The organism is Streptomyces sp. NPDC054849 (assembly GCF_053610945.1).
Genome location: NZ_JBSGZI010000015.1, coordinates 80,009 through 105,929, shown reverse-complemented (window position 1 = coordinate 105,929; position 25,921 = coordinate 80,009). Strand labels below are relative to the sequence as shown.

The 25,921-nt window shown below is 71.6% G+C and carries 25 protein-coding genes; 19 read left to right on the top strand and 6 right to left on the bottom strand.

Going from position 1 to position 25,921, the window contains the following annotated elements:
• The 4 genes from ACWGIF_RS10000 to ACWGIF_RS09985 all read left to right on the top strand — a co-directional run.
• The coding region (locus ACWGIF_RS10000) for an Hsp70 family protein (RefSeq protein WP_453493773.1) at positions 1 to 525 on the top strand (525 nt) is incomplete at its 5' end.
• Entirely contained in the window at positions 525 to 1,184 is a 660-nt protein-coding gene (gene grpE / locus ACWGIF_RS09995; RefSeq protein ID WP_453493770.1) for a nucleotide exchange factor GrpE, read from the top strand. The genes ACWGIF_RS10000 and grpE, both read left to right, overlap by 1 nt.
• A gap of 39 nt (positions 1,185 to 1,223) precedes the next feature.
• Complete coding sequence (gene dnaJ / locus ACWGIF_RS09990) at positions 1,224 to 2,405, top strand: molecular chaperone DnaJ (protein ID WP_453493767.1); 1,182 nt, start codon at positions 1,224 to 1,226, stop codon at positions 2,403 to 2,405.
• A gap of 2 nt (positions 2,406 to 2,407) precedes the next feature.
• Positions 2,408 to 2,878 carry a heat shock protein transcriptional repressor HspR gene (locus ACWGIF_RS09985; RefSeq protein WP_202200548.1) on the top strand — a complete coding sequence of 157 codons (471 nt, stop codon included), beginning with the start codon at positions 2,408 to 2,410 and terminating at the stop codon, positions 2,876 to 2,878.
• Between the two features lie 59 nt (positions 2,879 to 2,937).
• On the opposite strand, the gene ACWGIF_RS09980 is transcribed toward ACWGIF_RS09985, so the two are convergent.
• Positions 2,938 to 4,035 (bottom strand): helix-turn-helix transcriptional regulator, encoded by a 1,098-nt coding sequence (locus ACWGIF_RS09980; protein WP_453493763.1) that lies wholly within the window; start codon positions 4,033 to 4,035, stop codon positions 2,938 to 2,940.
• 84 nt (positions 4,036 to 4,119) lie between these two features.
• Here ACWGIF_RS09980 and ACWGIF_RS09975 point away from each other — a divergent pair, with 84 nt between their 5' ends.
• Complete coding sequence (locus ACWGIF_RS09975; RefSeq protein ID WP_453493760.1) at positions 4,120 to 4,395, top strand: hypothetical protein; 276 nt, start codon at positions 4,120 to 4,122, stop codon at positions 4,393 to 4,395.
• Complete coding sequence (locus ACWGIF_RS09970) at positions 4,392 to 4,706, top strand: Rieske (2Fe-2S) protein (protein WP_326588911.1); 315 nt, start codon at positions 4,392 to 4,394, stop codon at positions 4,704 to 4,706. Before ACWGIF_RS09975 ends, ACWGIF_RS09970 begins: the two co-directional genes overlap by 4 nt.
• A 134-nt stretch (positions 4,707 to 4,840) precedes the next feature.
• Here ACWGIF_RS09970 and ACWGIF_RS09965 read toward each other — a convergent pair whose 3' ends face one another.
• Positions 4,841 to 5,254: a pyridoxamine 5'-phosphate oxidase family protein gene (locus tag ACWGIF_RS09965; RefSeq protein ID WP_385169965.1), complete on the bottom strand. Its 414-nt coding sequence runs from the start codon at positions 5,252 to 5,254 to the stop codon at positions 4,841 to 4,843.
• A 128-nt stretch (positions 5,255 to 5,382) separates the two neighbouring features.
• Between ACWGIF_RS09965 and clpB the strand changes: the two genes are divergently transcribed.
• Both clpB and ACWGIF_RS09955 read left to right on the top strand, forming a co-directional pair.
• Entirely contained in the window at positions 5,383 to 7,968 is a 2,586-nt protein-coding gene (clpB, locus tag ACWGIF_RS09960) for an ATP-dependent chaperone ClpB (RefSeq protein WP_453493756.1), read from the top strand.
• Between the two features lie 237 nt (positions 7,969 to 8,205).
• Positions 8,206 to 8,751, top strand: a complete 546-nt coding sequence (locus tag ACWGIF_RS09955) for a YbjN domain-containing protein (protein WP_453493753.1) — start codon at positions 8,206 to 8,208, stop codon at positions 8,749 to 8,751.
• A gap of 3 nt (positions 8,752 to 8,754) precedes the next feature.
• Here the strand turns inward: ACWGIF_RS09955 and ACWGIF_RS09950 are convergent, their stop codons facing one another.
• The gene (locus tag ACWGIF_RS09950; protein ID WP_453493750.1) at positions 8,755 to 9,945 is read right to left on the bottom strand and encodes a hypothetical protein; all 1,191 of its coding nucleotides are present in this window, start codon (positions 9,943 to 9,945) and stop codon (positions 8,755 to 8,757) included.
• Positions 9,946 to 10,127: 182 nt separating this feature from the next.
• The gene (locus tag ACWGIF_RS09945) at positions 10,128 to 11,318 is read right to left on the bottom strand and encodes a pyridoxal phosphate-dependent aminotransferase (protein ID WP_453493748.1); all 1,191 of its coding nucleotides are present in this window, start codon (positions 11,316 to 11,318) and stop codon (positions 10,128 to 10,130) included.
• Between the two features lie 670 nt (positions 11,319 to 11,988).
• Between ACWGIF_RS09945 and ACWGIF_RS09940 the strand changes: the two genes are divergently transcribed.
• From ACWGIF_RS09940 to ACWGIF_RS09890, 11 genes are all read left to right on the top strand, one after another.
• Positions 11,989 to 12,537 (top strand): DUF2617 family protein, encoded by a 549-nt coding sequence (locus ACWGIF_RS09940; RefSeq protein WP_453493745.1) that lies wholly within the window; start codon positions 11,989 to 11,991, stop codon positions 12,535 to 12,537.
• Positions 12,538 to 12,714: 177 nt separating this feature from the next.
• Positions 12,715 to 14,358 carry a polyamine aminopropyltransferase gene (locus ACWGIF_RS09935; RefSeq protein ID WP_453493742.1) on the top strand — a complete coding sequence of 548 codons (1,644 nt, stop codon included), beginning with the start codon at positions 12,715 to 12,717 and terminating at the stop codon, positions 14,356 to 14,358.
• A 32-nt stretch (positions 14,359 to 14,390) separates the two neighbouring features.
• Entirely contained in the window at positions 14,391 to 15,203 is an 813-nt protein-coding gene (locus ACWGIF_RS09930; protein WP_453493739.1) for an SRPBCC family protein, read from the top strand.
• 80 nt (positions 15,204 to 15,283) lie between these two features.
• On the top strand, positions 15,284 to 16,072 hold the full coding sequence (locus ACWGIF_RS09925) for an aldose epimerase family protein (RefSeq protein WP_453493737.1): 789 nt from the start codon (positions 15,284 to 15,286) through the stop codon (positions 16,070 to 16,072).
• 21 nt (positions 16,073 to 16,093) lie between these two features.
• Positions 16,094 to 16,657 carry an orotate phosphoribosyltransferase gene (gene pyrE / locus ACWGIF_RS09920; RefSeq protein WP_453493734.1) on the top strand — a complete coding sequence of 188 codons (564 nt, stop codon included), beginning with the start codon at positions 16,094 to 16,096 and terminating at the stop codon, positions 16,655 to 16,657.
• A 248-nt stretch (positions 16,658 to 16,905) separates the two neighbouring features.
• Positions 16,906 to 17,928, top strand: coding sequence for a class II fructose-bisphosphate aldolase (gene fbaA, locus ACWGIF_RS09915; protein WP_453493731.1), 1,023 nt, complete (start codon positions 16,906 to 16,908; stop codon positions 17,926 to 17,928).
• Between the two features lie 315 nt (positions 17,929 to 18,243).
• Positions 18,244 to 18,657, top strand: a complete 414-nt coding sequence (locus ACWGIF_RS09910) for a DUF3151 domain-containing protein (protein WP_453493729.1) — start codon at positions 18,244 to 18,246, stop codon at positions 18,655 to 18,657.
• A gap of 165 nt (positions 18,658 to 18,822) precedes the next feature.
• Positions 18,823 to 19,671, top strand: a complete 849-nt coding sequence (locus ACWGIF_RS09905; protein ID WP_453493726.1) for a tryptophan 2,3-dioxygenase family protein — start codon at positions 18,823 to 18,825, stop codon at positions 19,669 to 19,671.
• Positions 19,664 to 20,908, top strand: coding sequence for a kynureninase (gene kynU / locus ACWGIF_RS09900; RefSeq protein WP_453493723.1), 1,245 nt, complete (start codon positions 19,664 to 19,666; stop codon positions 20,906 to 20,908). The genes ACWGIF_RS09905 and kynU overlap by 8 nt, the downstream gene beginning before the upstream one ends.
• A 171-nt stretch (positions 20,909 to 21,079) precedes the next feature.
• Positions 21,080 to 21,961 (top strand): alpha/beta hydrolase, encoded by an 882-nt coding sequence (locus ACWGIF_RS09895; RefSeq protein ID WP_453493720.1) that lies wholly within the window; start codon positions 21,080 to 21,082, stop codon positions 21,959 to 21,961.
• 352 nt (positions 21,962 to 22,313) lie between these two features.
• Complete coding sequence (locus ACWGIF_RS09890; RefSeq protein WP_453493718.1) at positions 22,314 to 23,966, top strand: hypothetical protein; 1,653 nt, start codon at positions 22,314 to 22,316, stop codon at positions 23,964 to 23,966.
• Between the two features lie 45 nt (positions 23,967 to 24,011).
• Here the strand turns inward: ACWGIF_RS09890 and ACWGIF_RS09885 are convergent, their stop codons facing one another.
• Positions 24,012 to 24,971, bottom strand: coding sequence for an MASE1 domain-containing protein (locus ACWGIF_RS09885; RefSeq protein WP_453493785.1), 960 nt, complete (start codon positions 24,969 to 24,971; stop codon positions 24,012 to 24,014).
• A 43-nt stretch (positions 24,972 to 25,014) separates the two neighbouring features.
• Positions 25,015 to 25,839 carry a PP2C family protein-serine/threonine phosphatase gene (locus ACWGIF_RS09880; protein ID WP_453493715.1) on the bottom strand — a complete coding sequence of 275 codons (825 nt, stop codon included), beginning with the start codon at positions 25,837 to 25,839 and terminating at the stop codon, positions 25,015 to 25,017.
• Between the last annotated feature and the right edge of the window lie 82 nt (positions 25,840 to 25,921).

The following is a 25,921-nucleotide window of genomic DNA, read 5'->3' as shown; positions in this document are numbered from 1 at the left end:
CAGATCGAGGTCTCCTTCGACATCGACGCGAACGGCATCATGCACGTCACGGCCAAGGACCTCGGCACGGGCAAGGAGCAGAAGATGACCGTCACCGGCGGCTCTTCGCTCGGCAAGGACGAGGTCGACCGCATGCGCCAGGAGGCGGAGCAGTACGCGGACGAGGACCTCCGTCGCAAGGAGGCGGCCGAGTCCCGCAACCAGGGCGAGCAGCTCGTCTACCAGACGGAGAAGTTCCTCAAGGACAACGAGGACAAGGTCCCGGCCGACGTCAAGACCGAGGTCGAGACCGCCGTCTCCGAGCTGAAGGAGACGCTCAAGGGCGAGGACACGGCCGAGATCCGCACCGCGACCGAGAAGCTCGCGGCGGTCAGCCAGAAGCTCGGCCAGGCGATCTACGCCGACGCCCAGGCGGCCCAGGGTGCCGCCGGCGGCGCCGGTGACGCGGGCCAGGCCAAGGCCGACGACGACGTTGTCGACGCCGAGATCGTCGACGACGAGAAGCCGAAGGGCGGTGCTGCCTGATGTCGGAGGAGACCCCGGGCTTCGACGAGAAGCCTGAAGTCCCCGCCGACGCCGCTCAGGACGACGCCGAGCCGAAGGCCGCCGACTCCGCCGACACGGCGGAGGGGGCGTCCCCGGCCGGGGACATCGCGCAGGACGCAGCCCTGCTGGCGCAGCTGGACCAGGCCCGTACGGCGCTCTCCGAGCGCACCGCGGACCTCCAGCGGCTCCAGGCGGAGTACCAGAACTACCGCCGCCGGGTGGAGCGGGACCGGATCACCGTCAAGGAGATCGCGGTCGCGTCCCTCCTGACGGAGCTCCTCCCGACCCTGGACGACATCGGCCGGGCGCGGGAGCACGGCGAGCTGGTCGGCGGCTTCAAGTCGGTGGCCGAATCGCTGGAGACGGTCGCCGCCAAGATGGGTCTGCAGCAGTTCGGCAAGGAGGGCGAGCCCTTCGACCCGACGATCCACGAGGCCCTGATGCACTCGTACGCGCCGGACGTCACCGAGACGACCTGCGTGGCGATCCTTCAGCCGGGGTACCGGATCGGCGAGCGTACGATCCGTCCCGCACGGGTCGCGGTGGCCGAGCCCCAGCCGGGCGCGGCCCCCAAGTCCGAGTCCGCGGAGGGCGAAGCGCCGTCGGACAAGGACGCGGATGCCCCCGACAAGGGCTGATGCACCACACGTAGAGGCACGAGAGGAGGGACACCGGGGATGAGCACGAAGGACTTCGTCGAGAAGGACTACTACAAGGTCCTCGGTGTCCCGAAGGACGCCACCGAGGCCGAGATCAAGAAGGCGTACCGGAAGCTCGCACGCGAGTTCCACCCGGACGCCAACAAGGGCGACGCCTCCGCCGAGGAGCGCTTCAAGGAGATCTCCGAGGCGAACGACATCCTCGGCGACGCGAAGAAGCGCAAGGAGTACGACGAGGCGCGCGCCCTGTTCGGCAACGGTGGCTTTCGCCCCGGGCCGGGTGGCGGCGGCTCGTTCAACTTCGACCTGGGCGACCTCTTCGGGGGCACGCAGCAGGGCGCCGGCGCGCCCGGCGGCTTCGGCGGCGGGCTCGGCGACGTCTTCGGCGGCCTCTTCAACCGCGGCGCCGGCGCGGGTACGGGCCCCCGTACCCAGCCGCGCCGCGGCCAGGACATCGAGTCGGAGGTCACCCTCTCCTTCACGGAGGCGGTGGACGGGGCCACGGTCCCGCTCCGGATGTCCTCCCAGGCGCCCTGCAAGGCCTGCTCGGGCACCGGCGACAAGAACGGCACGCCCAGGGTGTGCCCTACGTGTGTCGGCACCGGACAGGTCTCGCGCGGCAGCGGCGGCGGCTTCTCGCTGACCGACCCGTGCGCGGACTGCAAGGGCCGCGGCCTGATCGCGGAGACCCCCTGCGACGTCTGCAAGGGCAGCGGGCGCGCCCGCAGCTCCCGCACCATGCAGGTCCGGATCCCGGCGGGCGTCTCCAACGGCCAGCGGATCCGGCTGCGCGGAAAGGGCGCGCCGGGCGAGCGCGGCGGTCCCGCCGGCGACCTCTACGTGGTGGTGCACGTCGACACCCACCCGGTGTTCGGCCGCAAGGACGACAACCTGACCGTGACCGTGCCGGTGACGTTCGCGGAGGCGGCGCTGGGAGCCGACATCAAGGTCCCGACCTTGAACGGCCCCTCGGTGACGCTGAAGCTGCCGCCGGGCACCCCCAACGGCCGCACCATGCGGGCCCGCGGCAAAGGCGCGGTCCGCAAGGACGGCACCCGCGGCGATCTGCTGGTGACCGTGGAAGTGGCGGTACCGGCCGAGCTGTCCGACAAGGCCCGCGAGGCGCTGGAGATGTACCGCGAGGCGACGGAGTCGCAGGACCCGCGTTCCGCGCTGTTCGAGTCCGCGAAGGGAGCATGACCATGGACGGCCGCCGACGACAGTCCTCCCGCCTGGGCGGGGGCTACCAACTCACCGACGAGACCCCGGTCTACGTGATCTCGGTGGCCGCCCAGCTCTCCGGACTGCATCCGCAGACCCTGCGCCAGTACGACCGTCTCGGCCTGGTCTCCCCGGACCGTACGGCCGGCCGCGGCCGGCGCTACTCGGCCCGCGACATCGAACTGCTCCGCACGGTGCAGGCGCTGTCCCAGGACGAGGGCATCAACCTGGCGGGCATCAAGCGGATCATCGAACTGGAGAACCAGGTCGCCGCGCTGCAGCAGCGCGTGGCCGAGCTCTCCGCGGCGGTGGACGGCGCGGCGGCCACGCTGCAGGCCCGCGAGGCCCAGGTGCACGCCTCGTACCGGCGCGATCTGGTCCCGTACCAGCCTCCGCAGCCGGGCAGTGCCCTGGTGGTCTGGAGGCCCAGCCCCAAGCGCCCGCTGGACTGACCCGGTCTCTTCGCACCTCTTCAGGCTCCGCCCCTCCCGGGGCGGGGCCTGAGGGCGTTCTAGAGGCCTTCCCGGTCCCCGTCAGCGTCCACGTCCCCGTCCGGGTCCCGGTCGTGGTGTGCGTCCCCGTCGCAGTCCCGGTCCGGGCCGGAGGGCCGGCCCAGGATGCCGGACTGCGCGATGAGATAGCCGAGCTGGGCGCGGCTGCCGCTGCCGAGGGTGGTGGCGAGCTTGGCGATGTGGGCGCGGCAGGTGCGGACGTTCATGCCGAGGCGGCGGGCGATGGCCTCGTCGACGTGGCCCTCGATGAGGAGCTGGGCGATGGTCCGCTGCACGCCCGATATCCCCCCGGGGGTGCTCCGGTACGTCACCTCCTCCTGCAGCGGCACGGCCCGGTGCCACAGCTGTTCGAACACCTTGATGAGGTAGTCGACCAGGCCCGGGTGGCGCAGTTCCAGGGCGACCCGGCGGTCGTCGCTCACCGGGATGAAGGCGACCGTGCGGTCGAAGATGATGAGACGCTCTATCAGCTCTTCGAGCGTGCGGATCTCCACCTTCCCCGTGGAGATCCGGTCCACGTAGGCGAGCGTGCCCTGGCTGTGCCGGGCGGTGTGCTGGTAGAGGGTCCGTATGCTGACCCCGCGGTCGATCAGCGGCTGGTCCCGCTCCAGGGCCTGGGTGAGGGCCACGGAGGGCCGGGCGCCGCCCGGCTGGACCGTCAGGACCTCGGTGTGGCATTCGGCCGTCGCGAGGTTCAGGGCGGCGTTGATCCGTTCGAAGCCCTCCAGCACCGTGATGGCGTGGGTGTTGGCCGGACTCTGTGCACTGATGGCGAGGAAAGGCTCGAAAGTGTCGGTGAGATCTACAGCGCTGCGTCGGCGGTCCTGGATCTCGCGTTCAATCGGATGGAGCCGTTGAGCCAAAGCGACGGACGGTGGAACCGGACGCAGTTGGTTCGCGTCATCCGGGTCGGGCTGCAGAAGAGCGAATTCAAGCAGGCAGGGGGCGTTCTGGATCTCGCCCCGGGCGATCCGGCCCGTGCTCAGTGCTGTCGCGTAGAGCCGCGTCCCCTCGGCGCACATGGACGTGACGGGGTGGGGATGTGTCGGGTTTGTGTCGTTCCGCGTCAAATCTCCACCCCCCAGGGTCCTGAACATGCAAGAACATGATGCATCGTCCCTGTGGCATTGACGTGCCTGAATGAGCCATCGTCTGTCACGCGGGGGAGAGGATTCCATCAAGTGAGGACGAAGCCGACCATGTACAAGAGAATGCTTCGCTCGGTGCTTGCCATAGGTTTCTCCGCCGTTGCGGTTTTTGGGGCAGTCAGCGCCGTCGAAAGTGACGCGGGGAGCGCTAGGGAAGGTCAGGGAACCAGCCTGACGAGCACGGAGTTCGACACCGGCTGGACGACGGCGCCCGTGGGCAAGTACGCGGACACCGGCTGGACCAGCGGCCCGCTGGACGGTAAAGCCGATACAGGGTGGACCGACGCTCCTGTGACGGTGTCCGCATGACCCCCGACGACCGCGGCTTCCGCCGCGAGATGGCCTCCGCCTACCGCTCGGGCTGGCAGTTCATCGATCTCGCCACGGCCATCCCCCACCCCGGCGACTCGGTGATGGTCACCCTGTTCGGCCAACCGATCGTCGTCGTGCGCGAGGAGGACGAGGACGTACGTGCCTACCGGTGCCTGCGCCGCCCGCGGGGCGCGCCGCAGCCCGTCCGCTGCGAGGTGCGCTACGGAATGGTCTTCGTCAATCTCGATCAGCGTGATCACCAGCTCTTCGAACCCGATATCACCACCGCCACCCCCCGCAGTGCCTGAAGCGATTCCCCCGTCGTTGCAGATCGCTCAGGCGCTACCCCCACACAACGGCGCCATCGTGGACCTGACCACGATGGCGCCGTTGTGATGTCCGCGTCCAGTGCCTGAACCGGACAAGATGAAGCGTCAACGGCTCAGGCGCGCCCCATGGCCCGGTCCAGGGTGATCTCCATGACGACCCGGTCGGGATTGGGCGACGGAGTGCGCCCGTAGCGCTCCGCGTAGCGCGCCACCGCGTCCGCGACCGACGCCTCGTCCGTGCGGATCACCGCACGCCCTTCGAGGGTGGCCCAGCGGCGCCCCTCCATCTGGCAGACCGCGACCCGCGCCCCGCCCGGCTGCGCGGCCTGCGCCGCCAGGATGTTGCGGACCTTCTTGCTGTGCTTGTTGCTGATCACCCGTGCCAGCCCGGCCTCCGGGTCGTACGTCACGCCCACCGGAACCACATGGGGCGTGCCGTCGGGGCGCGGGGTGGTCAGTGTGCAGACGTGCCGCTCCCGCCAGAAGGCGAGGTACTCGGGCGTCGGATTGAGTACGTCATGGGACATGGGCCGAAGGGTACGGCCCGATGGTGTCCTCAGTTGCCTTGAGTGGAATAGACTCAACTTTGCATACGCTGATTCTGTCAGAGTTCGCCCGAGTGAGTTCTGTACCCCTCCGGAGAGGAGAAGACGCAGTGGACGCCGAGCTGACCAACAGAAGCCGGGACGCGCTGAACGCGGCCACCAGCAGGGCCGTCAAGGACGGGCATGCGGATCTGACCCCCGCGCACCTGCTGCTGGCCCTGCTCGCCGGCGAGGACAACGAGAACGTGATCGACCTCCTGGTCGCGGCCGACGCCGACCAGGCCGCCGTCCGCATGGGCGCGGAGCGGCTGCTCGCCGCCCTGCCCAGCGTCACCGGCTCCACCGTCGCGCCCCCGCAGCCCACCCGCGACCTGCTCGCCGTACTGGCCGAGGCCGACGCCCAGGCCGGCAGGCTCGGTGACGAGTACCTCTCCACCGAACACCTGCTCATCGCCATCGCCGCCAAGGGCGGCGCGGCCGGCGAGGTCCTCACCGGCCAGGGCGCGACCGCGAAGAAGCTGCTGACCGCTTTCGAGAACGCACGAGGAGGACGGCGGGTGACCAGCCCCGACCCCGAGGGTCAGTACAAGGCCCTGGAGAAGTTCGGCACCGACTTCACGGCGGCCGCGCGCGAGGGCAAGCTCGATCCGGTCATCGGCCGCGACCACGAGATCCGGCGCGTCGTACAGGTCCTCTCGCGCCGCACGAAGAACAACCCGGTACTGATCGGCGAGCCCGGCGTCGGCAAGACGGCCGTCGTCGAGGGCCTGGCCCAGCGCATCGTCAAGGGCGACGTCCCCGAGTCCCTGAAGAACAAGCGCCTCGTCGCCCTGGACCTCGGCGCGATGGTCGCCGGCGCCAAGTACCGCGGTGAGTTCGAGGAACGGCTGAAGACCGTGCTCGCCGAGATCAAGTCGAGCGACGGCCAGATCATCACCTTCATCGACGAACTGCACACGGTGGTCGGCGCGGGCGCCGGCGGCGACTCCGCCATGGACGCGGGCAACATGCTCAAGCCCATGCTGGCCCGCGGCGAGCTGCGCATGGTCGGCGCGACCACCCTCGACGAGTACCGCGAGCGCATCGAGAAGGACCCGGCGCTGGAGCGGCGCTTCCAGCAGGTGCTGGTCGCCGAGCCGTCCGTCGAGGACACCATCGCGATCCTGCGCGGGCTCAAGGGCCGCTACGAGGCCCACCACAAGGTGGTCATCAACGACAGCGCCCTCGTCGCCGCAGCGACCCTGTCGGACCGCTACATCACCTCCCGCTTCCTCCCCGACAAGGCCATCGACCTCGTCGACGAGGCCGCGTCCCGGCTGCGCATGGAGATCGACTCCTCCCCGCTGGAGATCGACGAACTCCAGCGCGCGGTGGACCGGCTGCGCATGGAGGAGCTGGCCCTGAAGAACGAGTCCGACCCGGCCTCGCTGGAGCGCCTGGAGAAGATCCGCAAGGACCTCGCCGACAAGGAGGAGGACCTGCGGGGCCTGACCGCCCGCTGGGAGAAGGAGAAGCAGTCCCTCAACCGGGTCGGCGAGCTCAAGGAGCGCGTGGACGACCTGCACGGACAGGCGGAGCGCGCGCAGCGCGACGGCGACTTCGACACCGCCTCCAAGCTGCTCTACGGAGAGATCCCGACCCTGGAGCGCGAGCTGGCGGAGGCCACAGAGGCCGAGGCCGAGGCGTCCAAGGGGACGATGGTCAAGGACGAGGTCGGCCCGGACGACATCGCGGACGTGGTCGGTGCCTGGACCGGCATCCCCGCGGGCCGCCTCCTCGAGGGCGAGACCCAGAAGCTGCTGCGCATGGAGGACGAGCTGGGCCGCCGCCTGATCGGCCAGGGCGAGGCCGTGCGCGCCGTCTCGGACGCCGTACGGCGTACCCGCGCGGGCATCGCCGACCCGGACCGCCCGACCGGCTCCTTCCTCTTCCTCGGTCCGACGGGCGTGGGCAAGACGGAGCTGGCCAAGGCGCTCGCCGACTTCCTCTTCGACGACGAGCGGGCCATGGTCCGCATCGACATGTCGGAGTACGGCGAGAAGCACAGCGTCGCCCGTCTCGTCGGCGCCCCGCCCGGCTATGTCGGGTACGAGGAGGGCGGCCAGCTGACCGAGGCGGTCCGCCGCCGCCCGTACAGCGTGGTGCTCCTGGACGAGGTGGAGAAGGCCCACCCCGAGGTCTTCGACGTCCTGCTGCAGGTCCTGGACGACGGCCGCCTCACGGACGGCCAGGGCCGGACCGTGGACTTCCGCAACACCATCCTGGTCCTGACCTCGAACCTGGGCAGCCAGTTCCTGATGGACCCGGTGACGTCGGCGGAGGACAAGAAGACCAAGGTCCTGGACATGGTCCGGGCCTCCTTCAAGCCGGAGTTCCTCAACCGCCTGGACGACCTGGTGGTCTTCTCCGCCCTGAGCCGGGACGAGCTCGCGCACATCGCCGAGCTCCAGATCGGCCGCCTCGCGCGGCGCCTGGCGGACCGGCGGCTGGCCCTGGACGTCACGCCCGAGGCCCTGGCCTGGCTGGCGGACAAGGGCAACGACCCGGCGTACGGGGCGCGGCCGCTGCGCCGCCTGATCCAGACGGCGATCGGCGACCGCCTGGCGAAGGAGATCCTGTCCGGCGAGATCAGGGACGGCGACACCGTACGGGTCGACGTGGCGGGCGAGGGCCTGATGGTCGGCAAGGCGCTCTGACCGGACCTCCTGCCCGCCCCGGGTCCCGGCGTGTCCGGCGTGTCCGGCGTGTCCGCCCGTCTCCGCCCGTCTCCGGCCGTGTCGGGCCGTGTCGGGCTGTCGGGCCGGTCGGGGCCGGGCGGACACGCTCCGGTGCCGCCCTTCGTGTCCGCCCGCAGCGGATCGGGCGGCCGGGGCTGGACACGAAAGGGGCGGGATGGGGGAGGATGCTTGTATCCGCACGAAGGGAAGTACACGGTGAGCATCGACCCGGCCTCGATTCCGAACTTCGGAGGGCAGCAGCCCGAACCGCAGGCCACAGGACCGGCGGGCCCCGTCGTCCCCGACCAGGATCTGGTCAAGCAGCTCCTGGAGCAGATGGAGCTCAAGTACGTCGTCGACGACGAGGGTGACCTCGCGGCGCCGTGGGAGGATTTCCGCACGTACTTCATGTTCCGCGGCGAGGACGAGCAGCAGGTCTTCTCCGTGCGGACCTTCTACGACCGTCCGCACAAGATCGACGAGAAGCCGCAGCTTCTCGAGTCGATCGACGACTGGAACCGCCGCACCCTGTGGCCGAAGGTCTACAGCCACACCCACGACGACGGCTCGGTCCGCCTGATCGGTGAGGCGCAGATGCTGATCGGCACCGGCGTCAACCTGGAGCACTTCGTGTCCTCCACGGTCAGCTGGGTCCGCGCGTCCATCGAGTTCGACAAGTGGCTCGTCGAGCAGCTCGGACTGGAGAAGGAGATCGACTCCGCCGACGGCGACGACGAAGGCAACGGCGACACGACCAATTAGCCGTTACAGCGGTACGCGGGCCACAAGCAGCAGATAGAGCCCGTAGCCGTAACCGAGCCCGGCCACCACCGCGGTCACCACGACCGCGGTACGCGGCCGGGCTCTCGCCATGACGGCGGCCAGCGGCAGGAGCAGCGGGAAGGCCGGCAGCAGGAAGCGCGGCTTGGACTCGAAGTAACCCGCCCCGCCGAAAGTGATCACCAGCAGGATCGCGGTGTACGCCAGCAGCGGCAGCGGCGTGCGGTCCAGCACCAGCAGCACCGCCAGGAGCCCTGCCAGGGCCAGCAGGATCACCGTCACGGTGGTGGCGAGCGGCACGTGCCCGCCGGTCAGCACCCGCTCCGCCGAGCGCAGCGCCCCGGCGCCGAAGTCGAAGCGGGAGCCCCACCGGCGCTGCACGGCGAAGTAGCCGCCGAAGGGGTCGTCCATCCTCACGCCGACGGCCAGGACGTACGCGGTCCAGCCGGCCGGCGCCACCAGCCCGGCCACCCACACCTCGGGTGCCCGGGATCTTCGTATGAGGACCGCGTACAGGGCCACGGCCGAGACGGCGGCCGCCACGGCGAGTCCGGTGGGCCGGGTCAGCCCGGCGAGCACGGCGAGGCCGGCGGCCCACAGCCAGCGCTCGCGCAGCAGGGCGTAGAGCGCCCAGGCGGCGAACGCGGCCAGCAGTGCCTCGGTGTAGGCGAGGGCCAGGACCACCGCGTGCGGCAGCGCCGCCCACAGCCCCACGAGCAGCAGCCCGGCGCGCGGCCCGATCACCCGCTCCCCGACCCGGTAGATCCCGAGGGCGGCCACGGCGGCGGAGACCCAGGCGACGAGGAGCGCGGCGGGGACGAGCCCGCCGGGCAGGACGTCGGAGACGATCCGGATCAGCGCGGGGTAGAGCGGGAAGAAGGCGTAGTCGCTCTGCACGGGCCCGGTGCCGGTGACGGGACTCGGTGACATCACGGTCCGCCCGTAGCCGTTGGCCGCGATCCCGAGGTACCAGGCCGAGTCCCAGGACCTGCCGAGCACCCGCACCGGATCCCGTCCGGCCCACCAGGATCCGAGGGCGAGCACCAGGACCCCGGTGCCGCGTACGGCCACGAACACCCCGAGTGCGATCACCGTCGTCGGCGCGGCCGACCGTACGGCCCGGACCGCGCGCATCTCCAGGGGCGACGCGGACAAGGTCGCTCTGCCCGTTGCCATGTATCCCGACTCTCCGGCTCTCGGTGGGTCCGCTCACCCGTTGGTGAGGGCTTCGGGCACGTGTACGGCGGTCAGCTTCACACCGGCCTCAGCCACCACGCAACCACGCGCGGTAACCGACACGGTCCGGCCCGGGGCAAGGGGCGGGACAGAGCGGCGGCCCGGGACGTCGGGGAGGGTGGTCAGAGGCGGCGCAGCCGGGCGGCGGCCTCTCGCAGGACGTCCTCGCGCTTGCAGAAGGCCCAGCGCACCTGCGTGGCTCCGGCGGCCTTGTCGTCGTAGAACACCTGGTTCGGGATGGCGACGACACCGCAGCGCTCGGGCAGGGCGCGGCAGAAGGCCAGGCCGTCCTTTTCGCCGAGGGGCGTGATGTCGGTGGTGATGAAGTACGTGCCCTGCGGCCGGAAGACCTCGAGGCCGGCCGCCGCGAGGCCGTCGGCGAGGATGTCGCGCTTGGCGGCCAGGTCGGTGCGGAAGGCGTCGTAGTACGTGTCGGGGAGGGCGAGGGCCTCGGCGATCGCGTACTGGAAGGGTCCCGAGGAGACGTAGGTGAGGAACTGCTTCGCCGAGCGGACCGCCGTGACCAGTTCCGGGGGCGCGGTGACCCAGCCGACCTTCCAGCCCGTGAACGAGAAGGTCTTGCCCGCCGACGAAATGGTGACCGTGCGCTCGCGCATGCCCGGGAGCCCCGCCAGGGGGGTGTGGGCGCCCTCGAAGACCAGGTGCTCGTACACCTCGTCCGTGACGACCAGCAGGTCGCGCTCGACCGCCAGCTCGGCGATCGCGGTGAGCTCGGCCGGGGTCAGGACGGTGCCCGTGGGGTTGTGCGGGGTGTTCAGGAGGAGCAGGCGGGTGCGTGGGGTGACGGCGGCGCGCAGTTCGTCCAGGTCGAGGACGAAGGCCCCGGCGTGCGGGCGCAGGGTGACGGGGACGCGTACCGCGCCGGCCATCGCGATGCAGGCCGCGTACGAGTCGTAGTACGGCTCCAGGGCGATGACCTCGTCGCCGGGCTCCAGCAGGGCGAGGAGGGAGGCGGCGATTGCCTCCGTGGCGCCCGCCGTGACCAGGACCTCGGTGTCTGGGGCGTAGCCGAGGCCGTAGAAGCGCTGCTGGTGCGCGGCGATCGCGGTGCGCAGCTCCGGGACGCCGGGCCCCGGCGGGTACTGGTTGCCGTGTCCCGTGAGGACGGCGCGGGAGGCCGCCTCGGCGATCTGCGCCGGGCCGTCGGTGTCGGGGAAGCCCTGTCCGAGGTTGATCGAACCGGTGCGGGCGGCCAGGGCCGACATCTCCGCGAAGATCGTCGTGCCGAAGGCCGCCAGACGGCGGTTCAGGAAGGGGCGGTCGCTGCTCGCGGGTGTGCTCATGGGCGTCATCCTGCGGGCAACCTCTGGACTTGCTCAAGTGTGCTTTGGGCCGCGCGGGCCGAGGGCATCCACCCCTCACGCGGGACGCGGGGATCCCGCTCTCCGGGAGGACCGGAGCGTGAGAGAAGGGCGGGCATCATGTTCGCTTTGCTGGGGATCGGGCTTCTGTTCATCGCGGTCATCGTGTTCATCGTCTTCATCGCGGCCAAGGGGGCCGGTCCGAGCCGTCGCCACAGCGGCGGGCACCGCAGCGGGTGGGCCGGGGACGGCGGCTCGTCGTCGGGCTGCGGGTCCTCCTCGTCGTGCGGCGGATCGTCTTCCTCCTGCGGGGGCGGAGGGTGTGGCGGCGGCAGCTGACACGGGGCAGCTGACGCCGTCCGGACGAGGGCGCCCGGCGGTCCGATTTCCGTCGGGTGCCCTCTCGTTCGCCCCTGCATGACGACGCGCGGGACGCAACTCGTTGAACACGTGAACTGTGGAGCCCCCGGGGGGATGTAAACCCCGTCAAGTTGGGTAAAAGCGCTGTGAGTGCCGTGCCTTTCATGATTCCCTCGGTTGAGTAGACCAGTCCTCGGACCTTTCCTGGACTTCCTGTGGACCCGTGCCGGTGTCCCCCCACCCGTTGACTACCGCTGGCGGGCCCCGGCCCATCTCCCTCGCGCGTTTGCGGAGCCGACTCATGCTCACGACCCTCCAGACCTCATACACCGACACGCGTGCCGCCGATCTCGCCTGGGCGCTGGGTCGGGACCCGCTGCCCGCCCTGGCCGTACTGAACCTCGAACTTTCGAGCGCGAAGGTGGAGTTGCGCCTGCTCGGGGCCTCTCATCAGGTTCTCCTCGAGGAGGGGGAGGTGCTCTGCTCGGAGACGGTCGCCTGCATGCCCGGCAGCAGTACGCCGCTGCCGCTCGGCGTGGCCAAGCGGGTGGGCGACTGGGAGTACGAGTTCGCCGCGCGCGTCGAGACCCTGTCCCGCGGGTCGTTCGCGGGCAGGGCGCAGGAACTGCTCGCGCTGGTGGCGGACCACCCGAACGGGCTAGCGGGGACCTTTCCGGGAAGTCCGCACGCCTTCACGGCCATGCTCGCGCAGCGGTACGAGGGTCAAGTGCGCTGGCGGACCTGGCACGCGTACCCGCAGGAGGGGCAGCTCGTGGCCACCCGGACGCGGGTCGGAGTGCGGATGGGGGCCGCCGCGGCAACGGCTGTCGTGTCGTCGGCGCTGCTGTAGCGGGGGCGGGCGGGGCGACCGGCGGCCGACTGGGCGCGACCGGCGGGTGACCGGCGGCCGGTCGGCGCTCCGGGGTGCGGAAGGGCGACGCGGTTACGCCAACTGGCCGTACCAGCACACCACTTGCACCCATGTGGGTGACCGGATGGAGGTGGGCGGTGACGTACGGTTCGCTGCATGATCGACCGTTCCGTCCCGCGCCGGGTGCTCCCGGCTCCGGAGCCGCGGGGCGCCGCGACCGTCCCGGCCGCCCTGCCCGTACGGCCCCGGACCGGCCGACTCCTCGTCCTGGCCACCGTGTTCGTCTGCGCCGCCTGCGGGCTCGTGTACGAACTGGAGCTGCTCGCCCTGGGCACCTACCTCATCGGCGACTCCGTCACCCAGGCGTCGGTCGTGCTGTCCGTCATGGTCTTCGCCATGGGGGTCGGCTCCCTGCTCGCCAAACGCCTCCGCCACCGGCCCGCCTTCGGCTTCGGCGCCATCGAGGCGGGGCTCGCCCTCCTCGGTGGGCTCTCGGCCATGGCCCTGTACGCGAGCTTCGCCTGGCTGGGGGAGTCCCGTCCCGCGCTCGTCGCCTTCTCCTTCGCCATCGGGGTGCTCATCGGCGCGGAGATCCCGCTGCTGATGGTCCTCATCCAGCGGGTCCGCAGACAGGACGCGGGCGGGGCCGTCGCGGACCTGTTCGCCGCCGACTACGTGGGCGCCCTCGTCGGCGGTCTCGCCTTCCCGTTCCTGCTGCTCCCGGTACTCGGCCAGCTCACCGGCGCCATGCTCACCGGCACCGTCAACGCGGCCGTCGGCGGCGGACTGGTCCTGTGGCTGTTCCGGCGCGACCTGAGCCGGCGCTGCCGCTGGGTGCTGATCGCCGCGAACGTGACCGTGCTGGCGGTGCTGGCGTCCGCGACCGTCCTCGCCGACGACTTCGAGCGGCTCGCCCGGCGCGCCGTCTACGGCGGGGAGGTCCGGGTCGCCGTCCAGACCGGGGTGCAGGAGCTGGTTCTCACCGGGCCCGCGACCGGCTCACCGCGCTCCCTCGACCTGTACCTCGGCGGGCGGCTGCGGGTCAGCGGCTACGACGAGTACCGCTACCACGAGTCCCTGGTGCACCCCGCGATGACCGGGCCGCACGCCCGCGTCCTGGTCCTCGGCGGCGGCGACGGGCTCGCCGCCCGCGAGGTGCTCCGCTACCGGGACGTCGCCTCCGTCACCGTCGTCGAGCTCGACCCCGGGGTGGTCCGCCTGGCCCGCACCGATCCGATGCTCTCCGCGCTCAACGCCGGGGCGTTCGAGGACCCGCGCCTGGGCGTCGTCACGCAGGACGCCTTCCGCTGGCTGCGGGGGCCGGCCGCCCGCGACCGCTTCGACGTCATCGTCTCCGACCTCCCCGACCCGGGGATCATCCCCAGCACGAAGCTGTACTCGCAGGAGTTCTACGGGCTGGCCGCGCGGGCCCTGCGCCCCGGCGGCCGGATGGCCGTGCACGCCGGGCCGATGGCCACGCGTCCGCGTACGTACTGGACCGTCGACTCCACCCTGCGCGCGGCCGGCCTGCGCACCGCCCCCTACAGCACGGGGGGCCGCCTCTCGGGCTTCGCCGCCGGATCCGACCGCACCCCCCTCGGCGTATCCGAAGCGCCGCCGCGGGACTGGGGCTTCGTTCTGGCCGCCCGCGAGCAGGCGCCGCGGCTGCACGTGGACCACGACACGCCCGCGCTGCGCTCGCTGTCGAGCCGCTCCCTGCAGGACGCCGGGCGCGACGCGGAACGGACCCGGGTGCCCGGACTTCCGCCCTCGACCCTGCCGCACCCCCGCTATTCGTGACCGGTGCGCCTGTCCTGGGTAGGCTCGACCGCATGGAGCATCAGGTGTTCGTCCCGGTACCGGCAGACGATCTCCGCGCCGTGCTGCGCGACCCCGCCCGGGTGGCCGGGTGCGTCCCGGGTCTCCAGCAGGACGCCGACACCGAGTCGGGGCCGGTCTCGGGCCGGCTGAAGGTCCGGGTCGGCGGGAGCACCGTCACCTACCGGGGGTCCCTGGCGGTCACCGAGCGGGACCCCGGCCACTTCACCTTCGACGGTGAGGGCACCGAGGTCCGGGGCAGCGGCACCGTGAAGTTCTCCCTCGACCTGCGGCTGACCCCGGCCGAGGGCGGGACCCGGCTGGACTTCACCGGCGGGGCCACCGCGGACGGCCGCGCCGCCGCGTTCACCCCCGAGGCCGCGGCCACCGCAGTGCGGCGGCTGCTGGACCGGGCCGCCGGCCGGCTGACCGACGGGTCCGCCGTCAGCGACCCGGTGGCCGAGGCCGAGGACGCCGAGGACGCCGAGGGTGGTGCGGGGATCACCGGGGACGACGTCACCGAGGTCTCCGCGTCCGTCTTCGAGACCGAGGTGCCGGCCCCCTCCCTGGACCCCTTCCTGGCCGGGGAGTTCGAGGACCTCGACGGGACCCCGCGGCCCCCGGCCGAGGCCGCCCACGCCCGCCGCACCATGATCGGCCGTAGTGCGGAGGAGGTGGATCACGCGCCTCCGCGCGGCCGCTACGCTCCGGTCCCCGCCCCCGCCACCACCACCGCCGGTGACAGCCTGCGCTGGATCGCCCCGGCCGCAGCCCTCGCGCTGGCCTCGGCGGTCGTCATCGGCCGAGCCCTGCGCCGCCGCCGCTGACCCGCGGTGAGGGGTGTCCGGTGGATCATGGCCGGCCCTGTCCACCGGAGGCCCCCTGGACCCGCATTAGGGTCGTCCGCATGAGTACGCAACTGAGCGCCGGCGGCGCCGAGGTGACGGTCGACCAGGAGAACGGCTGCCGGATCAGCAGCCTGCGCATCGACGGGACGGAGCTGCTGCGCCAGGGGCCGAAATTCGGGGCCTTTCCGATGGTCCCGTGGTGCGGCCGGATCGAGAACGGCCGTTTCCACGACGGTGCCACCGTCCACCAGATGCCGGTCGACCACCCGCCGCACGCCCTCCACGGGTTCGGCCGTGACGCACGCTGGCGCCCGGCCGGAGCCACCGCGACCGAGGCCGCCTTCACCTACGACCTCGCCGACCCGTGGCCGTACCCCGGCCGGGTGACCCAGGTCGTCGCCCTCGCCGAGGACGCGCTGACCCTCACCATGGGCGTCGAAACCTACGGGGACTCGTTCCCCGCCCAGGCCGGCTGGCACCCCTGGTTCCGGCGCGACCTCGGGACCGGCGGCGGGGACGTCGAGATCGCCTTCGACCCCGCCTGGCAGGAGGAGCGCGGGGCCGACCACCTCCCCACGGGCAAGCGCATCGACCCGAAGCCCGGCCCCTGGGACGACTGCTTCGGCATGCCGCACGGGGTCGACGTCACCCTCACCTGGCCCGGCCAGCTGGAACTGCGGGTCACCAGCCGGGCCGAATGGGTGGTCGTCTACGACGTGGAGGCCGAGGCCGTCTGCGTGGAGCCGCAGTCCGGTCCGCCGAACGGACTGAACACCCTGCCGCGCCTGGTCACGCCGGTGGACCCGCTGGAGATCTCCACGACGTGGACGTGGCGGCGGCTGCGCTAGGCCCCCTCTAAGCTCGGAGGCATGAGTGACGTCAACGAAGTAACGCCGTCAGGCACACGCGATGCGCTTCTGCAGCAGATCAAGGACAAGGCCGTCGTGCACGGCAAGGTGATCCTCTCCTCCGGCCGGGAGGCCGACTACTACATCGACCTCCGCCGGATCACCCTCGACGGCGAGGCGGCCCCGCTGGTCGGTCAGGTCATGCTCGACCTCACCGCCGAGCTCGCGTTCGACTGCGTCGGCGGTCTGACCCTGGGCGCCGACCCGGTCGCGACCTCGATGCTGCACGCGTCCGCCGCGCGCGGCGGACGCCTGGACGCCTTCGTCGTCCGCAAGGCGCAGAAGGCGCACGGCATGCAGCGCCGCATCGAGGGCACGGACGTGAAGGGCAAGCGCTGCCTGGTCGTCGAGGACACCTCGACCACCGGTGGTTCCCCGCTGACCGCCGTCGAGGCGGTCCGCGAGGCCGGCGGCGAGGTCGTCGCCGTCGCGACGATCGTCGACCGCGGTGCGGCCGACGCGATCGCCGAGGCCGGCCTGCCGTACCTCACCGGCTACCGCCTCGAAGACCTCGGCCTGTCCTAGGCGTCCGGGACCGGCCACCGGAACAACTGGCGGCGACGTTCCTCGGCAGCCCTTGAGGCGGCCCTGACCTGCTCTTTCCCGGGCGGCCGGGATGTTTCACGTGAAACATCCCGGGCCGTTCGACCACCACGTGAGACCGGCAGGGTGGACCGCCGCGCGGAGTCTGGAAAGATAGGCGCGACGATGACGTCGCCCCCAGGTCAGGGCCCGCAATAAGCACACTCCCCGCACATCCAAGGAGCGGACAGATGCCCATCGCAACCCCCGAGGTCTACAACGAGATGCTCGACCGGGCGAAGGCAGGCAAGTTCGCCTACCCGGCCATCAACGTGACCTCCTCCCAGACCCTGCACGCTGCACTGCGTGGCTTCGCGGAGGCCGAGAGCGACGGCATCATCCAGATCTCCACCGGTGGTGCGGAGTTCCTGGGTGGCCAGCACAACAAGGACATGGTCACCGGCGCGGTCGCCCTGGCCGAGTTCGCGCACATCGTCGCCGCCAAGTACGACATCACGGTCGCGCTGCACACGGACCACTGCCCCAAGGACAAGCTGGACGGCTACGTACGTCCGCTCCTGGACATCTCCGCCGAGCGTGTGGGCCGCGGTCTGAACCCGCTCTTCCAGTCGCACATGTGGGACGGCTCCGCCGAGACCCTGGCCGACAACCTGGCCATCGGTCAGGAGCTGCTCGCCAAGGCCGCCGCCGCGAAGATCATCCTCGAGGTCGAGATCACCCCGACCGGCGGCGAGGAGGACGGCGTCAGCCACGAGATCAACGACGAGCTGTACACCACCGTCGACGACGCGATCCGCACGGCCGAGGCCCTGGGCCTGAGCGAGAAGGGCCGCTACCTGCTGGCCGCCTCCTTCGGCAACGTGCACGGCGTCTACAAGCCGGGCAACGTCGTCCTGCGTCCCGAGCTCCTGAAGGACCTCCAGGCCGGTGTCGCCGAGAAGTTCGGCAAGGCCTCCCCGTTCGACTTCGTCTTCCACGGCGGCTCGGGCTCCACGGCCGAGGAGATCGCCACCGCGCTGGAGAACGGCGTCGTGAAGATGAACCTCGACACCGACACCCAGTACGCCTTCACCCGCCCGGTCGTGGACCACATGTTCCGCAACTACGACGGTGTCCTGAAGGTCGACGGCGAGGTCGGCACCAAGTCCAAGTACGACCCCCGCACCTGGGGCAAGGCCGCCGAGGCCGGCATGGCCGCGCGTGTCGCCGAGGCGTGCGCGAACCTGCGCTCCACCGGTACCAAGCTGAAGTAGTCGGCCGCGCCAGGCCGCACAGGCCGTACCAGCGCTGCACCGAAGGGCCCGGTCCCCGTTTCACGACGGGGGCCGGGCCCTTCTGCGGCTCCCTGGCCGGGGTGCCGGGGGCCGGTGGACGGTGATCGGTTGGTGGTCGGGTCTTCGTCGGGGCTCAACGTCAGTCGCACATGCTCGGGCTCGCACTGGACCGGGAGGTCGCGGTCCTCCACACGAGTGTGATGCCGAGCCTGGTCGTCCCGGGGGCGGCGAGCCGGCTCGACACCGCGCCCGGCCGTGGCGGCAGGGCGGTGCACGGCCCGGCAGACTGGGGGCATGTCCATTCACCAGAACCTGCTCGGGGGCCCCGCCCCCACCCACCTCCCCGACGAGCCGGGCCGCGAGGCCATCGCCGCCGGCACCCCCGCCGTCGAGGTGGCCGCCGCGCACCCCACGTCCTCCCTCGCCTGGGCGCTCCTCGCCGACGAGGCCTTCGCCGCCGGGAGCACGGTCGAGTCGTACGCCTACGCCCGTACGGGTTACCACCGCGGCCTCGACGCCCTGCGCCGCGCCGGGTGGAAGGGCCACGGCCCGGTCCCGTGGGAGCACGAGCCGAACCGCGGCTTCCTGCGCGCCCTGCACGCCCTGGCCCGCGCGGCCGGGGCGATCGGCGAGAAGGAGGAGTACGAGCGCTGCTCGACCTTCCTGCGCGACTCGTCCCCGACGGCGGCGGACACGCTGAGCGCCTGACCCCGTACAGCGGGGAGTGACGCGGGCCGGAATGTGTGGTCTGCGTCACTCCCCGCTGGAGCGCTGCCGCGGCGGTGTCCTATGCTGCGGGCAGGGGACCGGGGCTCCACTCACCTCACGGAAGGAGCGGACCGCTACCCGGAAGCACGTGTCGAGGAGACAGCGATGTCGAACACCCTTGATGCCTCCGGAGTCGGCGGGTCGGACACCCCGAACCTCGACTTCGACGGCACGACCCCGTACGAGGACTACGTCCAGGCGGACGTTCTCACCCACCTCCAGCACCTCCGCTCGGACGATCCGGGCGAGATGGTCTTCCTGGTCACGACCCAGGTCATGGAGCTGTGGTTCACGGTCATCGTCCACGAGTGGGAAACCGCCGCGAAGGCCCTGCGCGAGGACCGCATCCCGGTCGCGATGGATGCGCTGAAACGTTCCCTCCGCGAGCTGGAGGCCCTCAACGCCTCCTGGCGCCCGCTCGCCCAGCTCACCCCCGGCCAGTTCAACGCCTACCGCGCCGCCCTCGGCGAGGGTTCCGGCTTCCAGTCGGCGATGTACCGCCGGATGGAGTTCCTGCTCGGCGAGAAGTCCTCGTCCATGCTGGTCCCGCACCGGGGCGCCCCGCGCGTCCATGCGGAGCTGGAGAAGGCCCTGCACGAGCCGAGCCTCTACGACGAGGTCCTGCGCCTCCTCGCCCGCCGCGGCTTCCCGGTGCCGGACGCCGTCCTGAACCGCGACCTGTCGCTGCGCTACGAGCCCTCGGCCGAGGTCGAGGCCGTCTGGACCGGCCTCTACGCCGCCCCGGACGAGCACCTGGACCTGCACCGCCTCGGCGAGGTCCTGACGGACGTCGCGGAGCTCGTCTGGCGCTGGCGCAACGACCACCTGGTGGCCACCCGCCGAGCGATGGGCGCGAAGACGGGCACGGGCGGCTCGGCCGGCGTGACCTGGCTGGAGAAGCGCGCGACGAAGAACGTCTTCCCGGAGCTCTGGACGGCCCGCAGCCATGTCTGACGCGATGACTCCGGCCCCGCCGGTCCCGCCGGCCCAGAACCCGGCCCCGTCGGCGGATCTCCGGGACCGAGCCGCAGTCCTGGACGCCGCGGACGAGCTCGCCAAGCTCCGCGAACGGTTCACCCTGCCCGACGGGGTCGTCTACCTGGACGGGAACTCCCTCGGCGCCCTGCCGGCCGGCGTCGCCGAGACCACCTCCGACGTGGTCCGGCGACAGTGGGGGGAGCTCCTCATCCGCTCCTGGGACGAGAGCGGCTGGTGGACCGCCCCTGAGCGGATCGGCGACAAGCTCGCCCCCCTCATCGGCGCGGCCCCCGGCCAGGTGGTCGTCGGCGACTCCACCAGCGTCAACCTCTTCAAGGCCCTCGTCGGCGCCGCCCGCCTCGCGGCGCCCGGCCGGACCAAGCTGCTGGTCGACGCCGCCACCTTCCCCACCGACGGCTACATCGCGGAGTCGGCGGCCCGGATGACGGGCCTGACCGTCATCCCGGTGGACCCCGCGCACGCGGCGCAGTCGATGGACGCGGACACCGCCGTGGTGCTCCTCAACCACGTCGACTACCGCACCGGCCGGCTCCACGACCTCCCCGCCCTCACCACGGCGGCCCGTGCCGCCGGGGCGGTCACGGTCTGGGACCTGTGCCACTCCGCCGGGGCCCTCCCCGTCGGCCTCGACGCGCACGCCGTCGACCTCGCGGTCGGCTGCACGTACAAGTACCTCAACGGCGGCCCCGGCTCGCCCGCGTACCTGTACATAGCCGCCCGGCACCAGGCGGGCTTCGACTCCCCGCTCCCGGGGTGGAACGGCCACGCGGATCCCTTCGCGATGACCCCGGCCTACGAGGCGGCGCAGGGCGCGACCCGCGGACGCGTCGGTACCCCGGACATCCTGTCCATGCTGGCCCTGGAGTCGGCGCTCGACGCCTGGGACGGGGTCTCGGTCGAGGCCGTGCGGGCCAAGTCCCTCGCCCTGACCGACTTCTTCCTCGAATGCGTGGCGGCGTACGTCCCGCAGGGCCGGGTCGAGTCGGTCACCCCGGCCGAGCACGAGCGGCGCGGCAGCCAGATCTCGCTGCGCACCGAGAACGCCCGGGAGGTCATGCGGGAACTCATCTCCCGGGGCGTCATCGGCGACTTCCGTGCGCCCGACGTGCTGCGCTTCGGCTTCACCCCGCTCTACGTCGGATTCGCCGACGCGGAGCGCGCGGCACGGACACTGGGTCACGTTTTCGGGTGACCCGTTAGCGAAACGTCACATCACCGGGCGGGCGGGGCTACGGCTCCGTCCGCCCGGCCATATCCCGGACCCCGCACGGAACCTCCCGTTCCAGACTGATACGGTCCCGCTCTGCCGGAACACCGGAACATCTGTCCCCGCTGTCCCACGCGTTACCGAGAGGTTGAGCCGATGACGGACCCCGCCGCAGTGGAACGGGACGCCGCCGAGGCCGCCTCGGCCTTCTCGCACCCGGCCGTCGCACCGGACGCGAGCACCGCGTACGGGGATCACCCCGACCACGTCATCGACTTCTACGCCCCCCGCGGCGAGACCCGGGGCGGTCCGGTCCCGCTGGTGGTGGTCCTGCACGGCGGCGCCTGGCGGGCCCCGTACGACAGGCAGCACATCACGCCTTTCGCGGACTTCCTGGCCCGGCGCGGCTTCGCCGTCGCCAACGTCGAGTACCGGCGAGGCAGTTCCCTTCCGCACCAGGACGCCGAAGGGCCGGTCGCCGGCCGCTGGCCGGAGACCTTCGACGACGTCGCCGCCGCGATGGACGCCCTTCCGGGGCTCGCCGCGACCGCGCTCCCGCAGGCCGACGTCCGCCGCGTGGTCGTCACCGGCCACTCGGCCGGCGGCCACCTCGCGCTGTGGGCCGCGGCCCGGCACGTGCTCCCGTCCGACTCCCCGTGGAGGCTGTCCTCCCCACCCGTGCTGCGCGGCGTCGTCGCCCTGGCCCCGATCGCCGACTTCGCGGTGGCGGAGGAACTGGGCGTGTGCGGCGGCGCGAGCGCGCAGCTGCTGGGTGGCGGGCGGTACTTCGCGGACCGCCTGCCGTACGCCGATCCGGCGGCCCTGCTGCCGACCGGGATCGCCACGGCGGTGGTCCAGGGGCGGGACGACATCGTGGTCCCGCAGCAGGTGGCCGAGGCGTACGTGGCCGCGGCGGCGAAGGCGGGCGAGATGGTGGGGCTGACCCTGCTCGACGGGGTCGGGCACTTCCCACTCATCGACCCGGCGGTGGACGCCTGCGCGGTGGTGGCGGAGGAGATCTCGCAGCTGGCCTGGTAGCGGCGCGTCGGTCCGGTAGTCCGGTAGTCAGGCGGTCCGCTAGTCCGCTAGTCCGGCGGCCCGGTAGTCCCGCGGTCCGCCCCGGCAGGCGGACGAGCCGCAGCACCCGTTCAGGCCGAAGCGGCGGGTCCTGTACCGGGGGACTGCGACGGCTTCGTGCTGGTGCCGGACGGCATCCGGCGGCCTGGCGATGCCGGTTCACCGTGGCCGAGCAGGATGGGGCATAGGGGCTCAGCCTGGGACAGAAATGCGCCAACTCCCCTTCGCGCCAGGGATATCCGGTGATCATCCGGTGAGGATCTAGGTACTCTGGAGCCTCATTCCTGAGCACGTTCAAAAAATGGGGGGGCCGGTGCGTAGTCGCCGTCTCGTAATATTCGTTGCCGTCATCGCGGCCACCATCGGTCTCGCGCCGGGACTGGCGCAGGCGGCCGAGCCGGTCGCGCCGGGGGTGAGCGCTCCCGTCGCGGACCCGGGGAAGTCCGCGGCGCCGACCCTCAAGACCTTCAAGAGCCCCGCCGAGCGCTCGGTTCGCAAGGCGCTGCCCGGCGGCAAGGCCGGAGCCGGAGCCCAGCAGGCCGCCGGCAACCCGGACCTGGCCATCGTCCTCAACGCCGCGAGCACCTCGGCGCACGCGCTGGACCTCGAGACCACCGTCATCAGCGCGGACGCCTCGCTCGGCGTCTCCGTCGACTGGGGCGACGGGAACAAGGACCTGATGGACGCGTACGGTTCGGCCGTGCTGAAGAGCAGCCACGCGTACGAGAAGCTCGGCGAGTACACCATCAAGGTCACCGTGACGGACCCGGTGAACCAGGCCGAGGTCGTCAACGAGTTTCAGATCATGACCGCGGGCTCGGACTTCGTCCCGTACACCCCGACCCGCCTGCTGGACACCCGCAACGGGACCGGCGCGGCACAGGGCAAGGTCGCCCCGTACGGCACGACGCGCGTGAAGGTCGGCGGCAACGGCGGGATCCCGGAGGGGGTCACCGCCGTGGCCCTCAACGTGACCGTCACGAACCCCACCAGCGCCGGCCACATCACGGCGTTCCCCGAGGGCACCGAGCGTCCGACCACGTCGAACGTCAACTTCGAGGCGGGTCAGTCCGTCCCGAACCTGGTGATCGTGCCGGTCGGCAAGAGCGGCTACGTGGAGCTGGCCAACCAGGCGTCGGACGCGGTCGACCTGATCGCCGACGTGACCGGCTACTTCACCCGTACCGAGGCGAGCGGCTACACGCCGATGACCCCGGCCCGCTTCGTCGACACCCGCGAGGGCCTCGGTACGTTCAAGGGCCAGCTCCAGGGCCAGAGGACCTTCGGGACCCAGATCAGCGGCCTGCGGGGCGTTCCCCAGGACATCAGCGCGGTCGCGCTGAACGTGACGGTGACCAACCCGAGGGAGACCGGTCACCTGACCGTCTTCCCGAGCGGCGGGTCGATCCCGACGACCTCGAACGTGAACTTCACGGCCGGTCAGACGGTGGCCAACTCGGTGATCGTGCCCGTCGGTCCCGACGGCAGCGTCAACGTCCGCAACGGCGCCTGGGCGGGCACGGACGTCGTCGTCGACGTGGTCGGCTACTACAGCGCCGACAGCAAGGGCGCCTTCATGCCGCTCAAGCCGGGCCGGCGGCTCGACACGCGTGCGGCGAGCTGGACCCACGGCCCGCTGCGCGGCCGCGGCTACGTCTGGCTGGCGATGTCCCCCGACGAGCCCGACATCGCCGGTTACGTGCTGAACACCACGGTGACCAACACGGCCGGCACCGGCTTCCTGTCGGTGGCCCCGGACCCGAACACGTGGCAGGCGTACAAGGACAAGACCTCCGTCTTCCCGGCGCGTCCCACCTCCTCGACCCTGAACTGGACGGCCGGCAGGACCGTTGCGAACCTGGTCCAGGCGAGCTCCGGCATGACCGGCGTCGTCGACTTCTGGAACCAGGGCTGGGAGAACGCCGACCTCGTCGTCGACATCTTCGGCTACTACGAGACCAAGTAGCACACCGCCTGGTGCCGTGCCCCGGGGACGCCGTCCCCGGGGCACTCAGCGTTCGGGCGGTCTGCCGTCCGGTGCCAGGTGCTCCACCAGTTCGGCCAGGTCCTCGCAGACCTGCTCGATCTTCAGGCGGACGTTGTTCTGCTCCGTGACGAGCGCCGACAGCAGCAGCCCGGTCAGGGCCGCCGCCCCGTTGAGCGCCTGGAGGTTGACCATGACCCCCAGGAGGCTGTGCTCGGAGAACTGTCCGGCGCGGTCGGTCGCCGCCGCGATCGCCAGGACCGACACCAGCAGGGTGCACGGCGCGCACCCGGCGAGCTGGAAGCGCACGGCCGCCCAGATGATCACCGGGAAGACGAGGAAGAGCAGGGAGATGGAGCTCCTGGTGGCGATGAGGGCGACGACCACGGACGTGGCCACCAGGGCCGCGGCCTCGACGGCGCGGTAGCCGTCCCATGGCCGCCGGGCTCGGACCAGGACGAGCAGCAGCGGGGTCACCACGAGCACGCCCATGGCGTCTCCGGCCCACCAGGCCGACCAGACCGGCCAGAACCGCGTGAGCGGCATGTCGCCGGAGAGCACCAGCGTCCAGGTTCCGGCCGTGGCGCTGATCAGCATCGGCAGCAGACCGCCCAGGAAGACCAGCGCCAGGGCGTCCCGCAGCCGGTCCATCTCGACGCGGAAGCCCGCCTTGCGGAGCATCAGGTACGCGCACACCGGAGCCAGGGTGTTCCCCGCGATGATGCCGAGGCTGGGGAAGTCGACGTCGCTGATCCGCTCGATGGCGAGATACGCGCCGAGGGCGATCCCCGGCCACATGCGCAGGCCCAGCCACAGCAGGGCGGCGACGGCGATGCCGGTGGGCGGCCACAGGGGCGTGACCTCGGCGCCCTCGACCACGACGCGCTGGCGCAGGCCGAGCCTCCCGCTCGCGTAGTAGGCGACGGCGACGGCGAGGATCGGAAGAAGGACTGCCGGGAAACGTCGCCATTCCTCGATGCGCACCACAGCATCAGACAACAGCCCGGCTCCGGGCGGGGCGTGACACGCGCTACCGGGGTCCGGCCTCGTCATGGCTGAGGACGAGTACGGCCGCGTCATCGGAGTGGCCGGTGGAGTCGGCCACCTTCATCACCTCGGCGGCCAGCTCGTCGGGATCGGTGCCCGCCCCCTCCCTGACGACGCGGGCCACGCGCTCCAGACCCTTCTCGATCGGGAACTTCGGTCCCTCGACCACGCCGTCCGTGAGCAGGACGATCGATCCCGCCTTCGTCAGCCGGCGCCGGGTCACCGCGTATCCGGACCCGGACATCAGGTTCAGCGGCAGACCGCCGGCGTCCTCCGTCGTCCCGTACCGGCCGTCGACGGTGGCCCAGACGGAGGGGACGTGGCCGGCCCGGGCGCTCTCCAGCTGCCGCGTTTCCGGATCGAAGCGGAGCAGACTGCAGGTCGCGAAGAGCTCACGGTCCATGGAGAGCAGCACCTCGTTGGCCCGGCTCAGCACCTCGCCCGGATCGACGACGACGGCGGCCACGGCACGCAGACAGATCCGGACCTGCCCCATGAAGGCGGCCGCCTCCACGTCGTGCCCCTGGACGTCGCCGATGCAGAAGGCGAGAGCGCCCCCGGCCAGCCGGAAGCCGTCGTACCAGTCGCCGCCGATGTCCAGACCGTTGCGGGCGGGCGCGTACCGGGCCGCGGTCCGCAGGCCCGCCACCGCCGGCAGTGAGGCCGGCAGCAGCTCGCGCTGCAGCGCCTCGGCCAGTTCCACCCGGGCCTGCTGCAGCTCGACGCCTGCGCGTGCCTGGGCGGTGAGCCGCCCGAGCGTGCTGAGCAGATCGGCGGTGGCCCCTCGCGGTGCGCGGCGCGGAGTCATGGAACGCTCCGAGGTGCATCCATCCGTCCGTCCCTGCTTCCGCTGCGCGCACAGCCCGTGCACATCATATTTCCGGCCACCC